Raw genomic sequence first — 19,973 nt, 5'->3', positions numbered from 1 at the left:
AGGCAGTCTCACGGCAACTCAACAATACTCAGACAATCTCTCCACCTCCAATGCCCTTCTTCCTTGCGAGCCTGAAGTTAATCTGAAGAGTATGTCGTATTTTTATCAGTGTAGAGATGAGGCGTGGATCAACGGCAGGCAACCGCGCACAAAAAAGCCCGCGAAACGATGGCTTCGCGGGCCTGTTGTTAAGTTGGCTTAAGCTCAGGCAGCTGCGAGTTTTTCGCTGCGCAGTTTATTAAGAGCCGTTTCGGTGACTTTAAAGCGTGGGCCATAAGCTGCTGCCAGCTCGTCAGCACGTTTTTTGAAGGCCTCAAGGCCAATGCCGTGGATGAATTGGAGAGCACCGCCAGTGTGTGCCGGAAAGCCGATGGCGAAGATGGAGCCGATATTGGCTTCCACCTCGGTACGCAACACGCCTTCATCCAGACAGCGCAGGGTCTCAATGGCCTGACGGTACATCATGCGATCTTCCGCATCCTGCATGGAAACGTTCAAATCACGCTCTTTGAACTGGGAAAGATCATCCCACAACTTCTTGGAACCATCGCCAGCGTACTCGTAGAAACCGCCGCCATAATGACGACCACCACGCCCCATGTTCACCATGGACTGGCCAACCTTTACGTTGGAGCTGTCATCTGCCGGGAAGCCGTCTTCAACGCCAAGGCGTTTGTCCAGCGCGATATGGGTCTCGTGGATCTTCTTGGTAAGAACCATGGAGACTTCATCATGCACGGCCAGCGGACCGACCGGCATGCCGATTTTCCATGCAGCACGCTCAATAGCAACCGGGCTCATGCCATCACGCATCAGAGCCAGACCTTCATCCAGATAGGTGCCGAACACACGGCTGGTGAAGAAGCCACGCTTGTCGTTGACCACGATTGGCAGGTAGCCGATCTGCTGCACATAATCATAGGCTTTACGCAGGGTATCAATGCTGGTTTTGTCGCCAACAATGATCTCGACGATCTTCATTTTATCAACCGGCGAGAAGAAGTGCAGGCCGATAAAACGGGTCGGATCAGGACAGCTTTCCGCCAGAATGGAGATCGGCAGGGTCGAGGTGTTCGAGCCATAGATACCGGCATCAGAAAGCTGCTTGTAAGTTTCAGGGATAACTTTCTCTTTCAAAGAGATATCCTCAAAGACCGCCTCGATGATGATGTCAGTGCCTGCAAAGGTGTCATCGCTGTCGGTCGGAGTGATACAGCCAAGAAGGGCTTCCTTCTTCGCCTCATCCATGCGGCCCCGTTTGATGGCTTTGTCTGCCAGTTTTACGGAGTAGCCTTTGCCTTTTTCAGCATTCTCTAAGCTCATGTCCTTGAGTGTGGTTGGCAGACCACGGCTTGCATGTGCCCATGCAATGCCGGAGCCCATCATGCCAGCGCCGAGGATGGCAGAGTTGCCTGCCTTCCAGGCATCCCCTTGCGGGCGGACCTTGCCGGACTTGATCGCCTGCATGCCGAAGAAGAACGTGGTGATCGCGGCACGGGCTTCAGTGGAGCGCAGCAGAGCAGCAAAGCCGCGGCTTTCATTGCGCAGTGCGCTGTCAAAGCCCATGCGCATGGAGTTGACGGCAATGTCCATCACCTTTTCAGGTGCGGGCATCAGACCACGCGTTTTGTTGTAAAGCATGGTTGGTGCCATCGCGGCCACCATGCGCACATTGGCGCTTTCCGCATTACCACCTGGATAGCGGAAGCCTTTTTGATCCCACGGCTGAACAGCAGCCTCAGGGTTAGCTTTGATCCATGCCTTTGCAGCTGGGATCAGCTTTTCCGGCATATCAACCAGCTCGTCCACCAAACCGGCCTTCAGCGCCTTTTCCTGACGCAGCTGCTTGCCTTCTGCCAGCAGTGGCAGGGCTGCTTCCAGTCCTAGTTTTGCGGTGAGACGGACAACGCCGCCAGCGCCTGGCAACAGGCCGAGTGTCGCTTCCGGCAGGCCAACAACGGCCTTTGGAGAGTTGAGCAAAATGCGGTGGTTACAGGCGAGGCAAATCTCGAAGCCCCCGCCAAGCGCGGCACCGTTGATGGCTGCAACCACTGGCACTGGCAGCTTTTCCAGCTGGCGCAGCGGGGCTTTCATCTCTTCCACGTAGGCGAAGATGTCTTCCGGGTCCATACTGCCTTGGAGCATCTCTTCCAGATCACCACCTGCAAAGAAGGTCTTTTTGGCAGAGGCGATGATAACACCGGAAAGGCCCTCTTCAGCAGACAGCTTGGCCATCAGCTCTTTCATGCCTTCAAACCAGGCACGGGTCATGGTGTTTGCAGATTTGCCAGCTGAGTCAAACGTGATTGTAACAATGCCGCTGGCGTCTTTTTCGTAAGTGTATTCAGACATGGTCTTCCCCGTTATACGCGCTCAACGATGGACGCGATGCCCATGCCGCCACCAACACACATGGTGATCAAGGCACGCTTCTGGTTCCGTCGTTCCAGCTCATCAATCATGGTGGACACCAGCATGCCGCCAGTTGCGCCAAGTGGGTGACCCATAGCGATCGCCCCGCCAACCACGTTCAGCTTCTCGTCCGGTACATTGAGGTCCTTCTGCAGACGCATCATGACAGAGGCAAAAGCCTCATTGATCTCAACCAGATCGATATCGTCGATGGTCAGGCCAGCCTTGGCGAGTGCCTTCTTGGAAGCTGGTCCCGGTCCGGTAAGCATGATGGTTGGATCAGATGCCGTCACAGCAACCGAGAGCACGCGAGCGCGAGGTGTCAGGCCCATGTCCTTACCGGCCTGTTCGCTGCCAAGCAGGATCAGCGACGCTCCATCCACGATGCCGGAGGAGTTGCCCGGAGTGTGGACGTGGTTGATTTTTTCAACTTCCGGATAGCGCGCCAGTGCAACAGCATCAAAGCCCATGGCCCCGTGCTTTTCAAAGCTTGCACGCAGGGAGCCGAGGGTCTGCATATCTGTTTTCGGCTTGATGAAGTCGTCTTTTTCTAAAACAATGATGCCGTTCTCGTCTTTGACCGGCACAACGGATTTGTCGAACCAACCGTTATCGCGTGCGTGTGCTGCCCGCTGCTGGCTGGCAACGGCTGTTGCGTCCACATCGTCACGGCTCCAGCCTTCGATGGTGGCAATCAGGTCCGCACCAATGCCTTGCGGCACGAAGCCTGTGGCGAGCACGGTTTCAGGGTCTTCGCTGAACGGTCCACCATCAGTGCCCATAGGCACGCGGCTCATACTTTCATATCCGCCCGCGCAGATCATATCCTCCCAGCCAGATGCAATACGCGCTGCGGCGGTGTTAAAGGTATCCAAGCCAGAGGCGCAGAAACGGTTGACCTGAGCGCCAGCTACGGTCTGATCCCAGCCCGCTTTCTGCAGAGCGATCTTTGGCAGAACAGCGCCCTGTTCACGTACCGGGGTTACGCAACCCATCACGACATCATCCACCCGGGAGGTGTCGAGGTCGTGTCGGCCCTGCATCTCGGAGAGCAGGGTGGTCACCAGATTGATTGGTTTGACTTCGTTGAGGGATCCATCCGGCTTTCCTTTGGAACGCGGAGTGCGGATCGCATCATAAACGTATGCTGTCGTCGCCATGTGTTTCTACCGTGTCTTGTGATCTTCAAACAGATTAAGGACCGGGGCAACCAGGTCGCCCCGATTGAACTCATGCAATTTCGCGGTTTTGATCTTCCCAGAACGGTTCGCGAAGTTTGTTCTTCAAAACTTTGTTCATGGCAGAGAGTGGCAGTTCCTCTACCAGCGACATGGAGCGCGGGCATTTGTAGCCAGCAATGCGCTCTTTTGTGTGGGCGCGGATCTCTTCAAAAGTCGGGGTCTTGCCTTCCTTTGCTACAATCACCGCATGAACAGCCTCACCGTAGGTCTCGTCAGGAATGCCGATCACCGCCACCATCGACACATCCGGATGCGTGGAGATCGCACTTTCCACCTCGGCGGTGTACACGTTCTCTGCACCTGTAATGATCATGTCCTTGAGCCGGTCTTTCAGCGAGAGGATACCCATGTCATCCACCATGCCGACGTCACCTGTGCGGTAACCGCCATTGCGCAGCACGGCTGCTGTCTGGCCCGGAGCGTTGTAATAGCGCTTCATGACAGCTGGAGAATACAGCACCACCTCACCAATTGTGTTGGTTGGCAGTTCATTGCCGTCCTCATCTTCAATGCGCAGTTGGATGAGCGGCGAGGCGGCCTGCCCGGCGGCACCAAAGCGCATGAGTTCGCCTTCGTGAAATTGCCTTGCAAGGAACGTCGCCGCCCCAGCCTCTGTCATACCGTAAACCTGCATGAGATCGGTCTTTGGGAATTTCTCCTGAATCAGCTTCAGCAAGGCCTCAGAAACAGGCGAGGCGCCGTAATAAAGCTGTGACACACGCAAGAAGTCTTCAGAGTTAAACTCCGGAGCGTGCATCAGCATCTGGAACATGGCCGGTGCCATGAGGAAGGACGAGACGTCGAAGTTCTTAACCGCAGCCATCACAATATCCGGACGGAACATCGGCACGATCAGAGACGGCTTGTTCTGGATGAGGCGAGCCAGCAGCAGGCCATAACCAGAAAGATGAAACAGCGGCATGACCAGAAGCGCAGGCCGGTCATGGTAAGGAACGCCGTTGGCAGCAACAATGTTGGCACTGGCGAGCATGGAACTATGGGTGTGAACGACACCTTTCGGGAATCCGGTGGTGCCCCCTGTGTAGCTCATGAAGCACTCGGTCTCGACATCACGACCCAGCTCCAGCGCAATCGGCTCACTCAGACAGTCCGCATAGGCTTTGGTGCCTTCAGGTTGCTCCTTCTCTCCCACATGGATGAAATGCTTCAGGCTATCCGCACGCTCTTTGATGGCCGCCACCATAGGCGAGAACGTGTCGTCATAAACGATGGCCTCCATGCTGGAGTGGCCGATCGCATAAAGCATCTCTTCAGCAGACCAGCGGATGTTGAGCGGAACGGAGATCATGCCCGCAATCATGGTACCGATCATCGCTTCCACATACTCTGCGGAGTTGAGACTGAGAATGGCAACGCGAGCGCCCGGCTCAAGGCCAAGGTCTTGCAGACCCTTTGCAAACTGGCGAGTGCGCTTCGCAAACTGCGGATTGCTGAAGGCACGACCGCCAAGGTCTTTAAACAACGGAATGCCGGTGTCCACCTTCTGCAGATGGTTCACGAGCATATCAAAATTCATGGCACCTGCCGGCACCCCAGTATGTGTTCCAACCATATTCCCCTCCCAAGTCATAGGTTGAACAGCGCAGATTTGCGCTGTGCGTTTTAAAATGTGACGCCTGTTCTCCTTGTGGTGCGCTGGTTTTGGCGCTTATTGTTTTTCAGGCAATGATGGTATCAGTGAATACGCTGCCGGTTTCAGCAGAGTGATATCGAGGCTTGGATGCAGTTTTTGCTGCAACGCGACCCCAAGCAAATAACTTCCGATGGAAACGGCCTGAATGGCTGAATCCAGATCCTGCGGGAACACGCCCTCCGCTTTGCCACGCTCCAGATAAGAGACAAGCAGCCGCTTTACGAACTCGTGTGCGCGTTTCACCGCATCTCCTAAAAGAGCATAATCTGTAACGCTGCCCGCCATCAGTGCGAAATAGGCCTGATAGCTGGGCTTGTTCTGCAAATCCTCGAAGTGAATGTCGATATACTGCCGGATCGCCTCCCTCGCGTTTGTCTCCGGTGGAATCTGTCGGGTAACGTGTGCCTCGGTCTCGCTCACCATGCGGTCGATCAGCTTGACGAACATCTCGTCTTTTTTGCCGAGCCGTTGAATGGTGAGACCGCGGCTGTACCCCGCTTTCAGGCCGATGCTCTCGCAGGTCGCCATCTGAACACCTTCCGCGTTGATGATGCTCACCAGCGCGTCAAAAAGCTTGCGTTCAGATTCCTCCCGCCGTTCTGCCTGTGTCTTCTTTTTTTCCAAATCAGCCAACATTCACTCAATTTAATTGTTGAACGTTTAGCAAATAAACTGAGGTGAGTCCATGACGCAAACGTCAGATCATCAATGAATGAGCCTAAGGAATAAGAGGAGGCGATTGCAACTGACAGGAATTGAGGGTCACTCTTGCATCTCTGCATTGCATATGATGAGCGCGGACGATGCCCTGCACCCTGCAGCAGGAAAGAGCGAGCATCCATTCATCAAAGCGACTGTTACTCTTGCAGCCCCATTCATCTCATTAGGGAACGAGACCAGCAGGGCCGCATACTATTCACAGCACAAACACAAACTGCCTGAGGGGACACCTCATTTTTGATGTGAATAACATCAGAACTAGTACGTATAGCAGAACTACGGATCGAACTTATCCGACCACCCTGCCATGATGCCACTCTGCACATGGGCACAATATGAACGCCAAATGCCGGATATGCGTTGTTTTTCCTGGGATTTGAGATAATTCAAACACACAATTCCATGGAAAATATATTCCATTCCTTAGAATGGCAGTCTAATTCATCCAAATATTTGCATCATAAATACATCAGATGTTGAAGCGCGTCTTCAAAACAGGCGGTAAAGCCCCGTATTCTGGTTGAATCCCATCAGGAAAATCCTTTTGCCACCTAATGAGTCTGACGCACCGCTTCAGCTCGGTTTCCATATCGTGTGTAATTACGAAATCCATCTGATCATTCTCAAGCAGCTTGCGTGAGTTTTCGTTCAACTCATGGCCGACAAAGGTGATCGGCGAACCCAGCTCACCAATTGCTTTTGCGATACCTGTATTTCCGCCTGCAACATTGTAAATACCAAGTGGCCTTGCGCCTTCATCCAATCGCTTTTTGAACAACTGATAGACGGTCTCCGCATCATCGTTAGAGTTGATGATCTCAGAAATGGCGATATTGGGATAATCCTTGCGCAGCAATCGCCGGAAACCAGTCTCCCGCCCTTCCTGACAGTGGTAATGCGCACTGGTTGCAAGGAAGACTTCGCCTGTTTTGCCGCCAGAGAGTTTCCCCAGCAACTGGGCAGCACACAGGCCTGCTGCGATCTGATCCATCCCAACGTAACCAAGGTGTTTAGGGCTTTGCTGGTCTGTTGTCAGGCAGATCACCGGCGTTCCGGCTTCGCTGATTTCTTCAATAGCGCGGGTGATAGCGGGATGTTCACGCACGGCAATAATGATGCCGTCATATTTGCTTGCCCAGGAGATCATCCGCTCTGAAAACACACTCGGTTCAAAGTCTTTGGTGTGCGAAGAAAAGCGCTTGAACCGCACATTGGGATCATCCCCGTAGCGCTGATCCACCAGTCCCATAAGCTCTTCAATGAAACTCGTTCCAGAATCCGCCAGCAACCCAACGGTTATTGGAGAAACTTTTTCCAAGGCAACCTCTTCGGGCTCTTTCAGCTCCACCAGTGCCTTGTGAACCAGCCCCACTTTGACCTTGGAAACACCACCCCGTTTATTGAGGACACGGTCAACTGTAGCGGTCGAAACACCTGCCTTGTTTGCAATGTCCAACACACTCGGATTCTGCCAGCTGCCACGCCTCATATATATCATCCTTGATTGTTAAGCCATCAAAACGGTCAATCTTGACACCGAAATTCACATTTTGACTTCACGGGAGCAAACCTTCCAAAATATTGAAATGATGGAATATTCGTTCTCTCATCCTGATTTTACATGTAATTTCAGACTCTAAATTGACAGGTACCAGTACTTACATATGATCTTTAGCAGATCAAATTGATGTTTATACATCGGACATTGGGAGAAGTCGTTTGTCGGGAAACATCAACTTCGCGTTGAACCATATGCTTGCACCTCAAATGACGCTGGACGCGTTCTTTGGCATGGCTGCCTCCATGGGGATCAATGCCGTAGAAATCCGCAATGACATTGCTGGCAATCCGTTTGAGCAGAAAACACCAGCAGAAGACGTCAAAGCACGCGCTGAAAAGCATAGCATCGAAATCATCAGCATCAATGCCCTTCAGCGTTTTAACGAGTGGTCACATACTCGTCTTGCTGAGGCAAACGAACTCATCGGCTTTGCTGAGCGGTGTGGTTCCAAAGCTCTCGTGATGTGCCCGGTCAATGACCATGACTATGGCAAGAGCGATGATGAGCTGGCAGCGAACCTGCGTCAGTCTCTGAAAGAACTCAAGCCTCTGCTGGAAACCGCCGGTGTCACCGGTCTGGTTGAGCCTCTCGGCTTCCCGCAGTGCTCCTTGCGCCTCAAGGCAGACGCTGTTGCCGCAATCCGCGATGTGGACGGTGAGGGCGTGTTCAAGCTGGTGCATGATACGTTCCATCATCACCTGGCTGAAGAAACAGAGTTCTTTGCGGACCAGACAGGTCTCATGCACATTTCCGGCGTTGAAGATCCAGACCTTTCCATCGCGCAAATGTTGGATGATCACCGCCTGTTGGTGAGTAAAGCCGACCGTTTGGGCAACGCAGCGCAAATCAAAACCATGCTTGCCAACGGGTACACAGGTCACGTGTCTCTGGAGCCATTTTCTCCAGTTGTGCATGCCCTTGAAAACGTGGTTGACGCCACGCAGGCAAGCTTTGATTTCCTGAAAAAAGAATTACAGGCGGCAACCGCCGCCTGATCATACCAGGCGACTGATTTCGCTAAATAATTTGGCGTAGATGGGGATCCGCGCCAGCATAATCTTGGGAGAAGTGCCAAATTTCGGCACGGAGGAGGAACTAATGAAACGTACTCTATTGGCTTTAGCTGCATCGGCAATGATGACAACCAGCGTCATGGCTGAGAACATCGGCGTTTCAATGGCCTATTTTGATGATAACTTCTTGACCATCCTGCGCAACGCGATGGGTGACGAAGCAGCCAAAGCTGACGGCGTTGAAATTCAGTTTGAAGACGCACGCGGTGACATCGGTAAGCAGATCGACCAGGTACAGAACTTCGTTGCACAGGGCGTTGACGCAATCATCGTGAACCCGGCTGATACATCCGCAACACCGCGCATCACCAAACTGGCCAACAGTGCCGGCATTCCACTTGTTTACGTAAACCGTAAGCCAGAAGACAAAGAACTGCCTGAAAAGGTTGTGTTCGTGGGCTCTGACGAAGTTGTTGCTGGTCGTTTGCAGATGGAAGAACTGGCCAAGCAGATGGGTGGCAAGGGTAACGTTGCTATCATGCTCGGCGAACTGGCGTCCAACGGCACACGTGGCCGTACACAGGGCGTTAAAGAAGTTCTTGGCAGCTACCCGGACATCAAGGTTGTTGAAGAGCAGACTGCTGACTTCCAGCGTTCTGAAGCAATCGACCTGATGAACAACTGGATCGTGTCCGGCACCAAAATCGACGCTGTTGCTGCAAACAACGACGAAATGGCTCTGGGCGCTCTGATCGCCATGAAGCAGGCTGGCATTGCGTCCAGCGACATCGCAGTTGCTGGTGTTGATGCTACTCCAGATGCACTCGTTTCCATGGACCGTGGCGAAATGTTCGCAACTGTATTCCAGGACGCTAAAGGCCAGGGCGCTGGCTCTGTGAAAGCTGCTTTGAAGCTGGCTCGCGGCGAAAAAGTGGACACCATCGTTTGGATCCCATTCAAGCTGGTAAACAAAGCAAACCTTGGCGAGTTCCTCAACAAGTAAGCAGCTGAGCGGAAAGCTTTAGAGCCTTTCGCCTCGCTCTGGCGCGCGTTCCATTCCCTTGACTTTGTCCAATGACAGGGATGCGCCCAGCCTCCAAGTGATCAAGCTTCCGGGCCAGGCACCCGGAAGCCCCTCACACTGCCAGCAGAAAAATGGAGTTCACGGACTGTGAGTTTAAGCACACAAGAGGCGGTACGTGAGAATAAGGGTGCCGCAGCCCCGCAAAAATACCTGCTAGAAGTCGATAGTGTGCGCAAGGAGTTCCCCGGTGTTGTTGCACTGGATGATGTGAACCTGCGCATCCGACCCGGCACAGTTCATGCCCTCATGGGAGAAAACGGGGCGGGCAAATCCACCCTGATGAAGATTATTGCAGGCATCTATCAACCAGACCGCGGAGAAGTTCGTCTGGGTGGCAAACAGGTCCACATGACCACGCCGCTGGATGCGCTGGAACAGGGCGTTGCCATGATCCATCAGGAACTCAACCTGATGCCGTTCATGACAATTGCCGAGAACATCTGGATCCGCAGAGAACCGCTGACGAAGCTCGGGTTTGTTGATCATAAAGCGCTGCGTGACAATACTAAAAAGCTGTTCGACCGGCTGAACATCAATCTGGATCCGGAAACTGAAGTTCGTGACCTGTCCATCGCCAACCGTCAGATGGTCGAGATTGCAAAAGCGATTTCCTATGAATCTGATGTGCTGATCATGGACGAGCCAACCTCGGCTCTGACAGACCGCGAAGTTGAGCACCTATTCCAGATCATCGCGAGCCTGAAGGCAGAGGGAAAAGGCATCGTCTACATCACTCATAAGATGGACGAAGTCTTCGAGATCGCTGATGACGTGTCCGTCTTCCGCGATGGCAAATACATCGGCACCGACCTTGCCAGCAATCTGGACAGTGATCAGCTCATCCGCATGATGGTGGGCCGCGAAATCACCCAAATGTTCCCGAAAGAGGAAGTGCCAATCGGTGATGTGGTCCTTTCCGTGAAGGATCTGTGTCTGGACGGTGTGTTCGAGAACGTGAACTTCGATCTGCGTGCAGGTGAAATTCTCGGCGTTGCAGGTCTGGTGGGCTCAGGCCGCACCAACGTGGCAGAGACCATCTACGGCGTGACCCCGGCAACGGGGGGCAGCATCAGCGTGTTCGGCGAGACGGTTGAGATCAAAACGCCAGCAGAGGCCATGGGTCACGGGATGGCGTTGCTGACCGAGGACCGCAAGGACACCGGTCTGTTCATGATGCTCGACATTCAGGAGAACATGCAGATCGCGCTTCTCAGTCAGGATCATGTGAAAGCCGGGTTTGTGGCCGAAAGCGCTGTCTCCAAGCTGTGCACGGAAATGAGCGAAGCCCTTCGCGTTAAAACACCGGGCATGAACGAGCGCATCGAGAACCTGTCTGGAGGCAACCAGCAGAAGGTTCTGATTGGTCGCTGGCTGCTGACCAAACCTCGCATCCTCATTCTGGATGAGCCAACCCGCGGCATCGACGTGGGCGCCAAGGCTGAAATCCATAAGCTCATTACCAAACTGGCAGGTGAGGGCGTTGCTGTTCTCATGATCTCCTCCGAGATGCCAGAGGTGCTGGGCATGAGTGACCGCGTGATGGTGATGCATGAAGGACATGTCACCGGAATTCTGGATCGAGCTGAAGCAGATCAGGTCAGCGTTATGCGCCTTGCTTCCAACTAAGAGTTTTCATGCGCGGCAGCTTTAAGCGCCCGACGCAGAGATTGAAAGGACTTGCCAGATGGCAAATGCAACTGATGCAGCTGAGACAAATGCTCCAGCTCGAAAACTGCCGGTAGAAGCTAACATCTTCCTCGTACTGATCGGCATTGCAGTCTTTTTTGAAATTCTGGGCTGGATTGTGAAGGGTGACACCTTCCTGTTCAACCCACAGCGCCTGCTGATTATGGTTCTGCAGGTTTCCATCATCGGCCTTCTGGCCATTGGCGTGACGCAGGTGATCATCACCGGCGGTATTGACCTGTCCTCAGGCTCAGTGCTTGCGCTTTCGGCCATGGTTGCCGCCAGTTTTGCGCAAACCTCTGACTATACCCGTGCCGTCTTTCCAATGTTCACGGACATGCCGTTCCTCGTACCAGTATTGGCTGGTATCGCCGTCGGGGCCTTAGCCGGGTTCATAAACGGGTCGTTGATAGCCTACACGGCCATCCCTCCGTTTATCGCAACTCTGGGCATGATGGTAACAGCGCGCGGTTTAGCACGTTACTACACCAAAGGTCAGCCGATCAGCCTGCTTTCTGAAGAATACATGTGGCTCGGTTCCGGCACCATTCCGGTGATCATCTTTCTGATGGCCGCGTTTATCTTCCACATAGCCCTGCGCTTCACCCGCTACGGCAAATTCACCTATGCAACTGGTGCAAATGTTCAGGCGGCAAAAGTCTCCGGCATCAACGTTGGCCGTCACCTGATCAAAGTGTACACCCTTGCTGGTTTGCTGGCTGGTCTTGGCGGTGTGGTTGCCGCAGCACGAGCTGGCAGTGGACAGGCAGGTATGGGCCTTGCATATGAGCTTGACGCCATCGCTGCAGCTGTTATTGGCGGAACAAGTCTTGCAGGCGGCGTTGGTCGCATCACAGGCACCGTCATCGGAACCATTATTCTGGGTACAATGATGAGTGGTTTCACGTTCCTTGGTATTGATGCTTACATCCAGGACATTGTGAAAGGTGGTATCATTGTAGCTGCAGTGGTTGCGGATCAGTATCGCCAGCGCAAGCGGGCCAAGGTCTGATCAAACCGCGAAAGAATTTAGGCTAAAACCTCCCACGGATGATGCCTAATACCCGAGCAGGAGAGCCCTCGTCCGGCCTCCTGCTCATTTTTTATCTGCAGGGCTTAAAACCGCTTTCCAACCGTTATATATAGGCCTTCGACAACTCGGCCTCACGCACATCAACCTTTGATCCGGTGCGGGAAGAGCTCTCAATCGCCTCAATGAGCGCATGCACCATCAGCGCATCATGACCGGTTACTTTCGGGTCGCGGTGTTCAATGATGCTGAGGGCGAAATCGTCAATAAGATCCCGGTGCCAGTCACATGGAAACGCCATTGGGTTAGCCCCGCCACCCGTTCCATCCTTCGTCCCGCTGCGTTCACCAAACACATCGATAGACCCGTCGCGATACGTCACCGTCAGCTTGCTGCCCTCCAGATGGGCAGAGGCCTTTGAACCATCCAGTACCAGCGTTTCTTTTGCATCGGGAAAGGTAGCTGTGGTCGCCATGATGGACCCGACAGCCCCGCTGTGAAACTCAATACCAGCCGTGGCGAAGTCCTCTGCTTCCATCTTATGCGCCGTGGTTGTTGCACACATGGCTTGCACGGATTTTGCCGGGCCGGTCAGACTCAGCATCAGGTCCAGCACATGAATGGCCTGCGTGATCAGCACACCGCCGCCATCGCGTGCATAGGTGCCCCGGCCTGACTGATCATAATAGGCCTGATCCCGCCACCACGGGATGTTCGCCCGTACCAGATGGATATCGCCCAAAGCCCCATCTGAAAGCAACGTCCTCAGTTGCTTTGCACCTTCGCGGAAACGGTGCTGAAACACGACACCGTATTTGACGCCTGCATAATCGCAGAGTTCCACTAGCTCAGCCGCCGCGTCATAGGTCCGTTCCAGCGGTTTTTCTGTCAGGATGTGTTTGCCTGCACCGGAGAACAGCTCAACCAGTTCGTGGCGTTGATCGGGTGGGGTCAGCAGAAGGACCGCGTCAATCTCCGGATCGCTGGCAATCTGCTCAGGGCTGTCAAAGCATGGCCAGCCATATTGCTCAGAGACAGCCTCTGCCCTGGCCTTTGTTCGGGTATAGAAACCTGCGACTTCAATGTGATTTCTCAGCAGGTCAAGCGCTTCCAGATGTGGTTTTGCGGCCATTCCCAAACCAACGACGGCCAGACTGATCGAGGGCATTCAGAGGAATTCCTTCTGCGGTACATATATCAGGCAGTATTTATACCAGTTTAGGTTGCCCCAGAAGAACGTGGAAACCCTGAGCCCAGAAAAACGGTTCGTTGCCGCAGCAACGAACCAGTTCATGGGAACTTATACAGGAGACACCAGCCGCATTTCCGTCCGAGCATCAAACATATGCAGCTTTTCTTTAATGTAAGACACGTGAACCTGAGTGCCTTCAGCGATATCAGGCCGGTCGAGTGTGAAGATTTTAAGGCTGTCTTGTCCAACACGCACATGAACCAGCGTGGAAAGACCCATGGGTTCAATCAGATCCACAGTTGCAGGGAGGCTTGCCGGGCCTTCCTCTACAATCATTAGATGTTCTGGTCTTACGCCCAGAATGACGTCCATCCGATCCTTCAAACCCGAGCTTTCCGGCAGAATAATCTGGTGTCCCTGATCTGTCTGAAGGTGATACCCGTCACCAGATGCCGAGGCTGTGCCCTTAATAAAGTTCATGGCTGGAGAGCCGATGAATGATGCCACAAAAACATTGGCTGGCTTGTCGTAGATTTCCAGCGGCGTACCAACCTGCTGAATATATCCATCATGCATGGCGACGATTCTGTCAGCCATGGTCATGGCTTCGATCTGATCGTGCGTCACATAAATAGACGTGGCATTGAGCTTGCGATGCAACTTGCGGATTTCCGAGCGCATTTGCTCGCGAAGGCGCGCATCCAGATTGGAAAGCGGCTCATCGAACAAAAACGCTTGCGGGTCACGCACAATCGCCCGCCCCATGGCTACACGCTGACGTTGACCGCCGGAGAGTGCTTTGGGGCGCCGTTCCAGAAGACCGTTCAGACCAAGAATACTGGAGACACCGTTAACTGCACTGGCGATCTTTTCCTTCGGTGATTTGCGAAGGGTCATCGCATAGCTGATGTTTTCCTCCACACTCATATGCGGGTAGAGCGCGTAAGACTGGAACACCATGGCGATGTCCCGGTCACGGGGCGGCAGATCATTTATGATCCGCTCGTTGATGGAGATAGAACCTGAAGTCACTTCCTCCAACCCCGCGATCATGCGCAGCAAGGTCGACTTTCCGCAGCCAGATGGTCCCACCAGTACAATGAACTCGCCATCCTGAATATTCAGGTCGATCCCGTGCAGAACAGCGGTGTTTCCGTAGGATTTGGTTGCCTCAGAAATTTGAATAGAAGCCATAGGGTACCTCGTTATCCTTTGACCGCACCGGCGGTAAGACCCTGCACCAGATAACGCTGGATGAGGAAGAAGAAGATTGCCGCTGGAATGAGCGCTAGAAAGCCCGCCGCCATCATCTGCCCGAAATCGACAGAGAACTTGGAGACGAACGTGAGCAAACCAACCGGGAAGGTCACTGCATCCGGACTGCTGACCAACATGAGCGCAAAGAGCAGCTCGCTCCACGCTGCGGTGAACACAAAGCCAAGCGTGGCTGCAATGCCCGGCAGGGTGAGCGGGAAGATGATCTTCACCAGCGCCCCAAAGCGGGTATTGCCGTCAATCATGGCTGCTTCTTCAAGGTCTTTGGGAATGCCATCAAAAAACGACTGCATCAAAAACGTTGCAAACGGCACGTTGAACGCGGTGTAGACCACCACAAGGCCGAGCAGGCTGTCAGTCAGCCCCAGCGGGGTGAGAATGCGGAAGATCGGTGCAATCAGCATGACCAGCGGGAACATCTGTGTGATCAGCATCAGCAGGATGATGACTGCCTTACCACGATAATGAAACCGTGAGAATGAATAGCCTGCCGCCGCTGCAATCAGCGTGGAAATGAAAGCAGTTGAGCCTGACACGATGGCTGAGTTGATGAAGAACTGCGGAAAATCCGTATCTGTCATCACCTGTGTGAAGTTGGTCCACGTCATTTCTGAGGGCCACATGCGGATGCCCTCTGAGTAAAGCAGTTTAGTCGGTGTCACCGCGACCTTGAACAGCCAAAAAAGCGGAAACAGCGCAAAGAACAGATAGCAGGCGAGTAGGCCGTAATGGACACTCCAGTCCACCACCCGTTGGCCCTTTGATTTTGCATAGTATGCCATAACAGAGCCTCAGGTTTCGCGCAGCAGACTGCGCCTGATGAAGATGATGGAGACGGCATAGGCCATCAACAGAACCAGCAGCACAGCCGCGATTGCGGAGGCATAGCCAAAGTCCAGACGGCGGAAAGCCTGCGTGAAGATGTAACTGGAGACGATCTGCGTTGAATCTGCCGGTCCGCCATTGGTCATGACGATGATGAGATCCGCAAAGTTCGCGATCCAGATGGTGCGAAGCATCAGCGTAATCGCGATGGTCGGCGCCAGAAACGGCAGTGTGATACTGACAAACTGTTGCTTGCGGCTCGCGCCATCGATGGATGCTGCCTCGTAAATCTCACCTGGAATGGATTGAAGCGCAGCCAGCAAAGTGATCGCAAAAAATGGGATGCCGAACCAGATGTTGGCAACGATCGGTCCCCACATGGCGAGGTCAGGATCTGAGAGAATATTGGTTGGTTCGCTCAGGATGCCGAGCGCAAACAGCCATTGGGGCAGGGGGCTGATGACCGGATTGAACATCCACGCCCAGTTGAGGCCAGACAGGAATGCAGGCACCGCCCAAGGCAGAAAAACAAGCGACTGGATGATACGCCGTCCCGGAAAAGTGCGGTTGAGCAGCAGAGCGAGCGTTAACCCCAGAAAGAACTGAAAGAACAGTGAGCTGACTGTCCACCAGAAGGTATTGTAAAGCGCATTATGGAAGTTCTGGTCGTGCCAGACCGCTTCAAAATGCGCAAAGCCCACATAACCGCCACTGAACGGATTGAGGATGCGGATGTCTCTGACTGTGTAGGTAAGGCCAACCACCAGCGGCACCATCATCACAGTCACCAGTAACACAATGGCAGGGGCAGCATAAAAGTAGGGCTCAAATCGGGATAGGAATCTGCGGGAAGTCACACCCTGCCGACTGGCAGGGTGTGTTCCAAGGTCTGTGGCAGCTGTCATCACTGTTTAGCCAGCCACTTTTTCTGTGCTGTTGTGAGGTACTCCCCCCACTCCTTGCCAAGCTCTTCCGCAGACTTACGCCCCAGCAGAGCCTCCTGACTGGTGCGGATGGAGATGGAATCTTTGAAGAACGCAAATTCTTCAAGATGTGTTGGCATGGTCAGCGGGTGGACGTCCGGATCGGACAGCTCTTCGAACCAGCCAGCAAACTGCGGCGTGTTGTAGTGTGGATCACTTTCTGCATCTTTGTAGATCGGCAGAGTTCCCACACGCTTGGACCACTCAAGGTTCGCATCACGGCTTTGAAGCTTCGCAATCAGCTTCCAGGAGGCGTCTTTGTCTTCGCTGTCAGCAAACATGGACCAGCCCGCATACCCGATGGTTGGGTAGGCCTTGCCATTTGGACCTTTTGGCATGGTGGTCACACCGAAATCATTCGTGTCCATGCGCTGCGAAATGCCAATGAGTGCATCCGGATCCTGATCAAGCATGGCACATGTGCCGGAGTAGAAGCCTGCCACGATCTCGTTGAAGCCCCAGTTCAGGCTGTCTTTTGGTGCAAGACCATCCTGATAGAGGTCCACCATGAACTGTGCACCCTTGATCCACGCATCCGTGGACATGATGCTGTTGCCTTCCTCATCGAAGAACTGATCTGTGCCAGCTGCTGTTGCCCCAAACACGGCCCAGCCATTCAAACCGCCAGAGCCACCGCGCAGACAGAAGCCGTACTTGCCTGGAAGAGCTGATACTTTTTCAGCTGCATCACGGAAGTCATCCAATGTCACAGGTGTTTTTTCAACACCCGCTTCCTTGAAGAGCTTCTTGTTGTAGAACATGGCGCGCAGATAGAAGCCGTAGGGCAGCATGTAAGCTGTACCGGAACCACTGCGTGCCATCTCAATGGTGCGGGCATTCAGCTTGTCAGTGCCATCCCAGCTCTTCAGGTAGGGCTCAAGGCTTTCCAAAGCGCCGTTATTGGCATAAAGCGCAGCCCATGTGTCTGGCATTTCAACCACATCCGGTGTCTGACCAGCAGAAACCATGGTCGCGAATTTCTCGAAAGCCTGCCCCCAGGGCAACGAGATGATTTCGACATTGGTGCCCGGGTTTTCCGCTTCAAACTGCGAAACAATACTCTGCAAAACCTTGGTACGTTCCGGGCTTGTGATCACTTCCACCAGTCGAAGATTGGTTTCAGCAGCTGCCGGACCTGCAATAGCTGTTGCCACAAGACTTGCGGCCAATAATTTCTTCAAACTCATAATTGCCTCTCCTCTAGCAATGTTATTCTGATGCTGCCCCTAACGCTTCTTCGAGGTCCCCCCAGAGATCCTCAGGGTCTTCAAGGCCAACATTCAGGCGAACGACGTGCGGTGACACGCCAAAGAATGCGGTTGAGTTTGGTCCTCCCGATTGAATGAGAGAGGCCTGCGCAGGGCAAATCAGGCTTTCATGCCCGCCCCAACTCACACCCATTTTGAAAATTTTCAGGTGATTACACAGTGCTTCGACGCTGACATTGTCTGCCAGTTCAATTGAAAAGAGACCGGAAGTTCCACGCAGACCCGGATGGGCCTTATTCTGGAACGCCGGATGAAAAACAGTTTTCACGCGAGGATGTTCCGCCAGTCGCTTGGCAATCTCCATCCCAGCCTGCTCATGGGCTTTCATACGGATTGGCAGTGTCCGCAGGCCGCGCAACAACAACCACGCCTCAAACGGTGCGATCTTGCTGCCCAGATACTGGGTCACTTCCCCGCGGATTTGCGCCACACGCGCAGCAGACGTTGCGATCACCCCCGCAACCACATCACTGTGGCCGCTGATGTACTTGGATGCTGAATGGACCACAATATCGCAGCCCAGTTTGATCGGATTCTGGAAGATGGGTGAAGCCCAGCTGTTATCGATGATCGTTGTGACACCGGCTTCCCTGGCCCGCGCGCACAACGCTTTCACATCATGGGCCTCCATGATCCAGCTGGTCGGACTTTCCAGATAAAACAGAGTATGCCCGGGCAAGGCAGCTTCAACCGTCGCCAGATTGCCGCCATCGATGTAATCAACGCTCACACCAAACTTGCGCAGGAAGATTTCAAAGAAACGGAAAGTGTCCGGATAAACATGTTTGACGGACAGGATCCGGTCACCGGGCTTCACCACAGACAGGATTGCGGATGAAATAGCGGCCATACCACTGGAAAGCGCCAGTGCATCTTCAGCACCCTCCAGCTTGGCAATCTTCTCCTCAAAAGCACGGACGGTTGGGTTGATCCCGCGCGTATAAACCGGGCGGTTGATCTTACCCGCGAAGGTTTCACACATCTCCTGATAGGAAGAGAACGTGAAAAGCGAGTTTTGAAAAATCGGTGGCACGACTGCATCCGCAAAGGATGTTTCATCATGCGCCACGATTGTTGCTGTGTCCTCCCCCCACAGGTCGATCATACTGCGTCCGTTTCCTGTGCCATTTGCACAATATCTTCTTCAACAACGCTCAAAATTTCCAAGGTATGTTTGCGGGCCATCTCCGTGTCTCCAGCGGCAATGGCGTCAAATAATTGTCGGTGAAAAGGAAAAGACCGTCCGGCAAAATCTTTGCGATCGAACGGCATATCAAAAAAGCTCTCAAAAGATTCCCGCATCTGCTGCAACAACTGCTCAAACAGCGGATTGCCTGCAGCGCGGTAAATAGACAGGTGAAACTCAAGGTCTTCCGGGCCAGCCGTCCCATTGAGGTGATGGACCGACTCCATGTGCTCTAACTTGGTGCGCATCTCGTCAATCTCTTCCGGCGTCGCCCGCTTGGCTGCCAGAATAGAGGCTTCAACTTCAAGCGCTCGGCGCACTTCCAGCGTTTGCAACAGGCCATCACGCTTGGTTGCAATGGACAGCGGCAAGTAAACGGTTTTCTCAGAGAGCGGGCGCTTTAGATATGTCCCTGACCCACGGCGGATCTCCACGATCCCCAACGCTTGCAAATGGCGGATCACCTCACGAATGGACGAGCGGCCTACCTTCAGGCCGTTCATCAGCTCTCGTTCCGTGGGCAATCTGTCACCGGGCTGCAAGCCTTCCTCCACGATGAAATCTGTCAGCGACTGCAGAATTGCGTCGCTTCTGTCCTCGGTCTTGATTGGCCGAATTTTATTATTGGATGGGCTTGGCACATTAGGCTCCGCACAGATGTCTATTTGATTTCGTCTGCCATCAGACGTCAGACCAATTTTAGAAACAGGAATCTGCGCTTGTAAATACCTACTGTGTACAACCACTGATTTATCGCAGTGCACCCAGAGGGAATACTGTGAGATATCAGAGAGCTGCGGCGGATATATTAAAGTGGTAGGAAGCGGCTGATTTGAAGAGAAT

Annotated in this window: 16 protein-coding genes; 4 read left to right on the top strand and 12 right to left on the bottom strand. The window is 53.6% G+C overall.

The genetic code is table 11. From position 1 onward, the window contains the following. Positions 1 to 204: 204 nt before the first annotated feature. The 5 genes from PsAD5_RS19890 to PsAD5_RS19870 all read right to left on the bottom strand — a co-directional run bounded on the left by PsAD5_RS19890 (position 205) and on the right by PsAD5_RS19870 (position 7,516). Complete coding sequence (locus tag PsAD5_RS19890) at positions 205 to 2,352, bottom strand: 3-hydroxyacyl-CoA dehydrogenase NAD-binding domain-containing protein (protein ID WP_063293363.1); 2,148 nt, start codon at positions 2,350 to 2,352, stop codon at positions 205 to 207. An 11-nt stretch (positions 2,353 to 2,363) separates the two neighbouring features. Beyond that, positions 2,364 to 3,572 (bottom strand): acetyl-CoA C-acetyltransferase, encoded by a 1,209-nt coding sequence (locus PsAD5_RS19885; protein WP_063293362.1) that lies wholly within the window; start codon positions 3,570 to 3,572, stop codon positions 2,364 to 2,366. Between the two features lie 70 nt (positions 3,573 to 3,642). After that, positions 3,643 to 5,226, bottom strand: coding sequence for an AMP-binding protein (locus PsAD5_RS19880; protein WP_063293361.1), 1,584 nt, complete (start codon positions 5,224 to 5,226; stop codon positions 3,643 to 3,645). Positions 5,227 to 5,322: 96 nt separating this feature from the next. Further along, on the bottom strand, positions 5,323 to 5,940 hold the full coding sequence (locus PsAD5_RS19875) for a TetR/AcrR family transcriptional regulator (RefSeq protein WP_208987780.1): 618 nt from the start codon (positions 5,938 to 5,940) through the stop codon (positions 5,323 to 5,325). Between the two features lie 556 nt (positions 5,941 to 6,496). Next, positions 6,497 to 7,516 (bottom strand): LacI family DNA-binding transcriptional regulator, encoded by a 1,020-nt coding sequence (locus PsAD5_RS19870; RefSeq protein ID WP_208988714.1) that lies wholly within the window; start codon positions 7,514 to 7,516, stop codon positions 6,497 to 6,499. 263 nt (positions 7,517 to 7,779) lie between these two features. On the opposite strand from PsAD5_RS19870, the gene PsAD5_RS19865 reads away from it, so the two are divergent. From PsAD5_RS19865 to PsAD5_RS19850, 4 genes are all read left to right on the top strand, one after another. Beyond that, complete coding sequence (locus PsAD5_RS19865; protein WP_063293360.1) at positions 7,780 to 8,583, top strand: TIM barrel protein; 804 nt, start codon at positions 7,780 to 7,782, stop codon at positions 8,581 to 8,583. A 103-nt stretch (positions 8,584 to 8,686) separates the two neighbouring features. Further along, positions 8,687 to 9,604, top strand: coding sequence for a sugar ABC transporter substrate-binding protein (locus PsAD5_RS19860; RefSeq protein WP_063287514.1), 918 nt, complete (start codon positions 8,687 to 8,689; stop codon positions 9,602 to 9,604). Positions 9,605 to 9,772: 168 nt separating this feature from the next. Next, complete coding sequence (locus PsAD5_RS19855) at positions 9,773 to 11,311, top strand: sugar ABC transporter ATP-binding protein (protein ID WP_063293359.1); 1,539 nt, start codon at positions 9,773 to 9,775, stop codon at positions 11,309 to 11,311. A 58-nt stretch (positions 11,312 to 11,369) separates the two neighbouring features. Then, positions 11,370 to 12,383, top strand: a complete 1,014-nt coding sequence (locus tag PsAD5_RS19850) for an ABC transporter permease (protein WP_057461434.1) — start codon at positions 11,370 to 11,372, stop codon at positions 12,381 to 12,383. Between the two features lie 124 nt (positions 12,384 to 12,507). Here the strand turns inward: PsAD5_RS19850 and PsAD5_RS19845 are convergent, their stop codons facing one another. From PsAD5_RS19845 to PsAD5_RS19815, 7 genes are all read right to left on the bottom strand, one after another. Further along, on the bottom strand, positions 12,508 to 13,569 hold the full coding sequence (locus PsAD5_RS19845; protein ID WP_063293358.1) for a Gfo/Idh/MocA family protein: 1,062 nt from the start codon (positions 13,567 to 13,569) through the stop codon (positions 12,508 to 12,510). Positions 13,570 to 13,701: 132 nt separating this feature from the next. After that, complete coding sequence (locus PsAD5_RS19840) at positions 13,702 to 14,787, bottom strand: ABC transporter ATP-binding protein (RefSeq protein WP_063293357.1); 1,086 nt, start codon at positions 14,785 to 14,787, stop codon at positions 13,702 to 13,704. Between the two features lie 11 nt (positions 14,788 to 14,798). Beyond that, positions 14,799 to 15,650, bottom strand: a complete 852-nt coding sequence (locus PsAD5_RS19835) for a carbohydrate ABC transporter permease (protein WP_206599748.1) — start codon at positions 15,648 to 15,650, stop codon at positions 14,799 to 14,801. A 9-nt stretch (positions 15,651 to 15,659) separates the two neighbouring features. Then, the gene (locus PsAD5_RS19830; protein ID WP_063293356.1) at positions 15,660 to 16,598 is read right to left on the bottom strand and encodes a carbohydrate ABC transporter permease; all 939 of its coding nucleotides are present in this window, start codon (positions 16,596 to 16,598) and stop codon (positions 15,660 to 15,662) included. Further along, positions 16,598 to 17,857, bottom strand: coding sequence for an ABC transporter substrate-binding protein (locus tag PsAD5_RS19825; protein WP_063293592.1), 1,260 nt, complete (start codon positions 17,855 to 17,857; stop codon positions 16,598 to 16,600). Before PsAD5_RS19825 ends, PsAD5_RS19830 begins: the two co-directional genes overlap by 1 nt. Before the next feature lie 28 nt (positions 17,858 to 17,885). Continuing rightward, positions 17,886 to 19,049 carry a PLP-dependent transferase gene (locus PsAD5_RS19820; protein ID WP_063293355.1) on the bottom strand — a complete coding sequence of 388 codons (1,164 nt, stop codon included), beginning with the start codon at positions 19,047 to 19,049 and terminating at the stop codon, positions 17,886 to 17,888. Further along, positions 19,046 to 19,771, bottom strand: coding sequence for a FadR/GntR family transcriptional regulator (locus PsAD5_RS19815; RefSeq protein WP_057461439.1), 726 nt, complete (start codon positions 19,769 to 19,771; stop codon positions 19,046 to 19,048). The genes PsAD5_RS19820 and PsAD5_RS19815 overlap by 4 nt, the downstream gene beginning before the upstream one ends. Positions 19,772 to 19,973: the final 202 nt, after the last annotated feature.

This window comes from Pseudovibrio sp. Ad5 (assembly GCF_001623095.1).
GTDB lineage: Bacteria > Pseudomonadota > Alphaproteobacteria > Rhizobiales > Stappiaceae > Pseudovibrio.
This window is presented reverse-complemented; position numbering and strand designations above follow the sequence as displayed.

What these genes read in the sequence shown, in the direction of transcription:
- PsAD5_RS19890 (WP_063293363.1), bottom strand. Translation starts at nt 2,352, where the DNA reads ATGTCTGAATACACTTACGAAAAAGACGCCAGCGGCATTGTTACAATC.
- PsAD5_RS19870 (WP_208988714.1), bottom strand. Translation starts at nt 7,516, where the DNA reads ATGAGGCGTGGCAGCTGGCAGAATCCGAGTGTGTTGGACATTGCAAAC.
- PsAD5_RS19860 (WP_063287514.1), top strand. Translation starts at nt 8,687, where the DNA reads ATGAAACGTACTCTATTGGCTTTAGCTGCATCGGCAATGATGACAACC.
- PsAD5_RS19820 (WP_063293355.1), bottom strand. Translation starts at nt 19,049, where the DNA reads ATGATCGACCTGTGGGGGGAGGACACAGCAACAATCGTGGCGCATGAT.
- PsAD5_RS19835 (WP_206599748.1), bottom strand. Translation starts at nt 15,650, where the DNA reads ATGGCATACTATGCAAAATCAAAGGGCCAACGGGTGGTGGACTGGAGT.
- PsAD5_RS19850 (WP_057461434.1), top strand. Translation starts at nt 11,370, where the DNA reads ATGGCAAATGCAACTGATGCAGCTGAGACAAATGCTCCAGCTCGAAAA.
- PsAD5_RS19845 (WP_063293358.1), bottom strand. Translation starts at nt 13,569, where the DNA reads ATGCCCTCGATCAGTCTGGCCGTCGTTGGTTTGGGAATGGCCGCAAAA.
- PsAD5_RS19885 (WP_063293362.1), bottom strand. Translation starts at nt 3,572, where the DNA reads ATGGCGACGACAGCATACGTTTATGATGCGATCCGCACTCCGCGTTCC.
- PsAD5_RS19880 (WP_063293361.1), bottom strand. Translation starts at nt 5,226, where the DNA reads ATGGTTGGAACACATACTGGGGTGCCGGCAGGTGCCATGAATTTTGAT.
- PsAD5_RS19840 (WP_063293357.1), bottom strand. Translation starts at nt 14,787, where the DNA reads ATGGCTTCTATTCAAATTTCTGAGGCAACCAAATCCTACGGAAACACC.
- PsAD5_RS19865 (WP_063293360.1), top strand. Translation starts at nt 7,780, where the DNA reads ATGCTTGCACCTCAAATGACGCTGGACGCGTTCTTTGGCATGGCTGCC.
- PsAD5_RS19830 (WP_063293356.1), bottom strand. Translation starts at nt 16,598, where the DNA reads ATGACAGCTGCCACAGACCTTGGAACACACCCTGCCAGTCGGCAGGGT.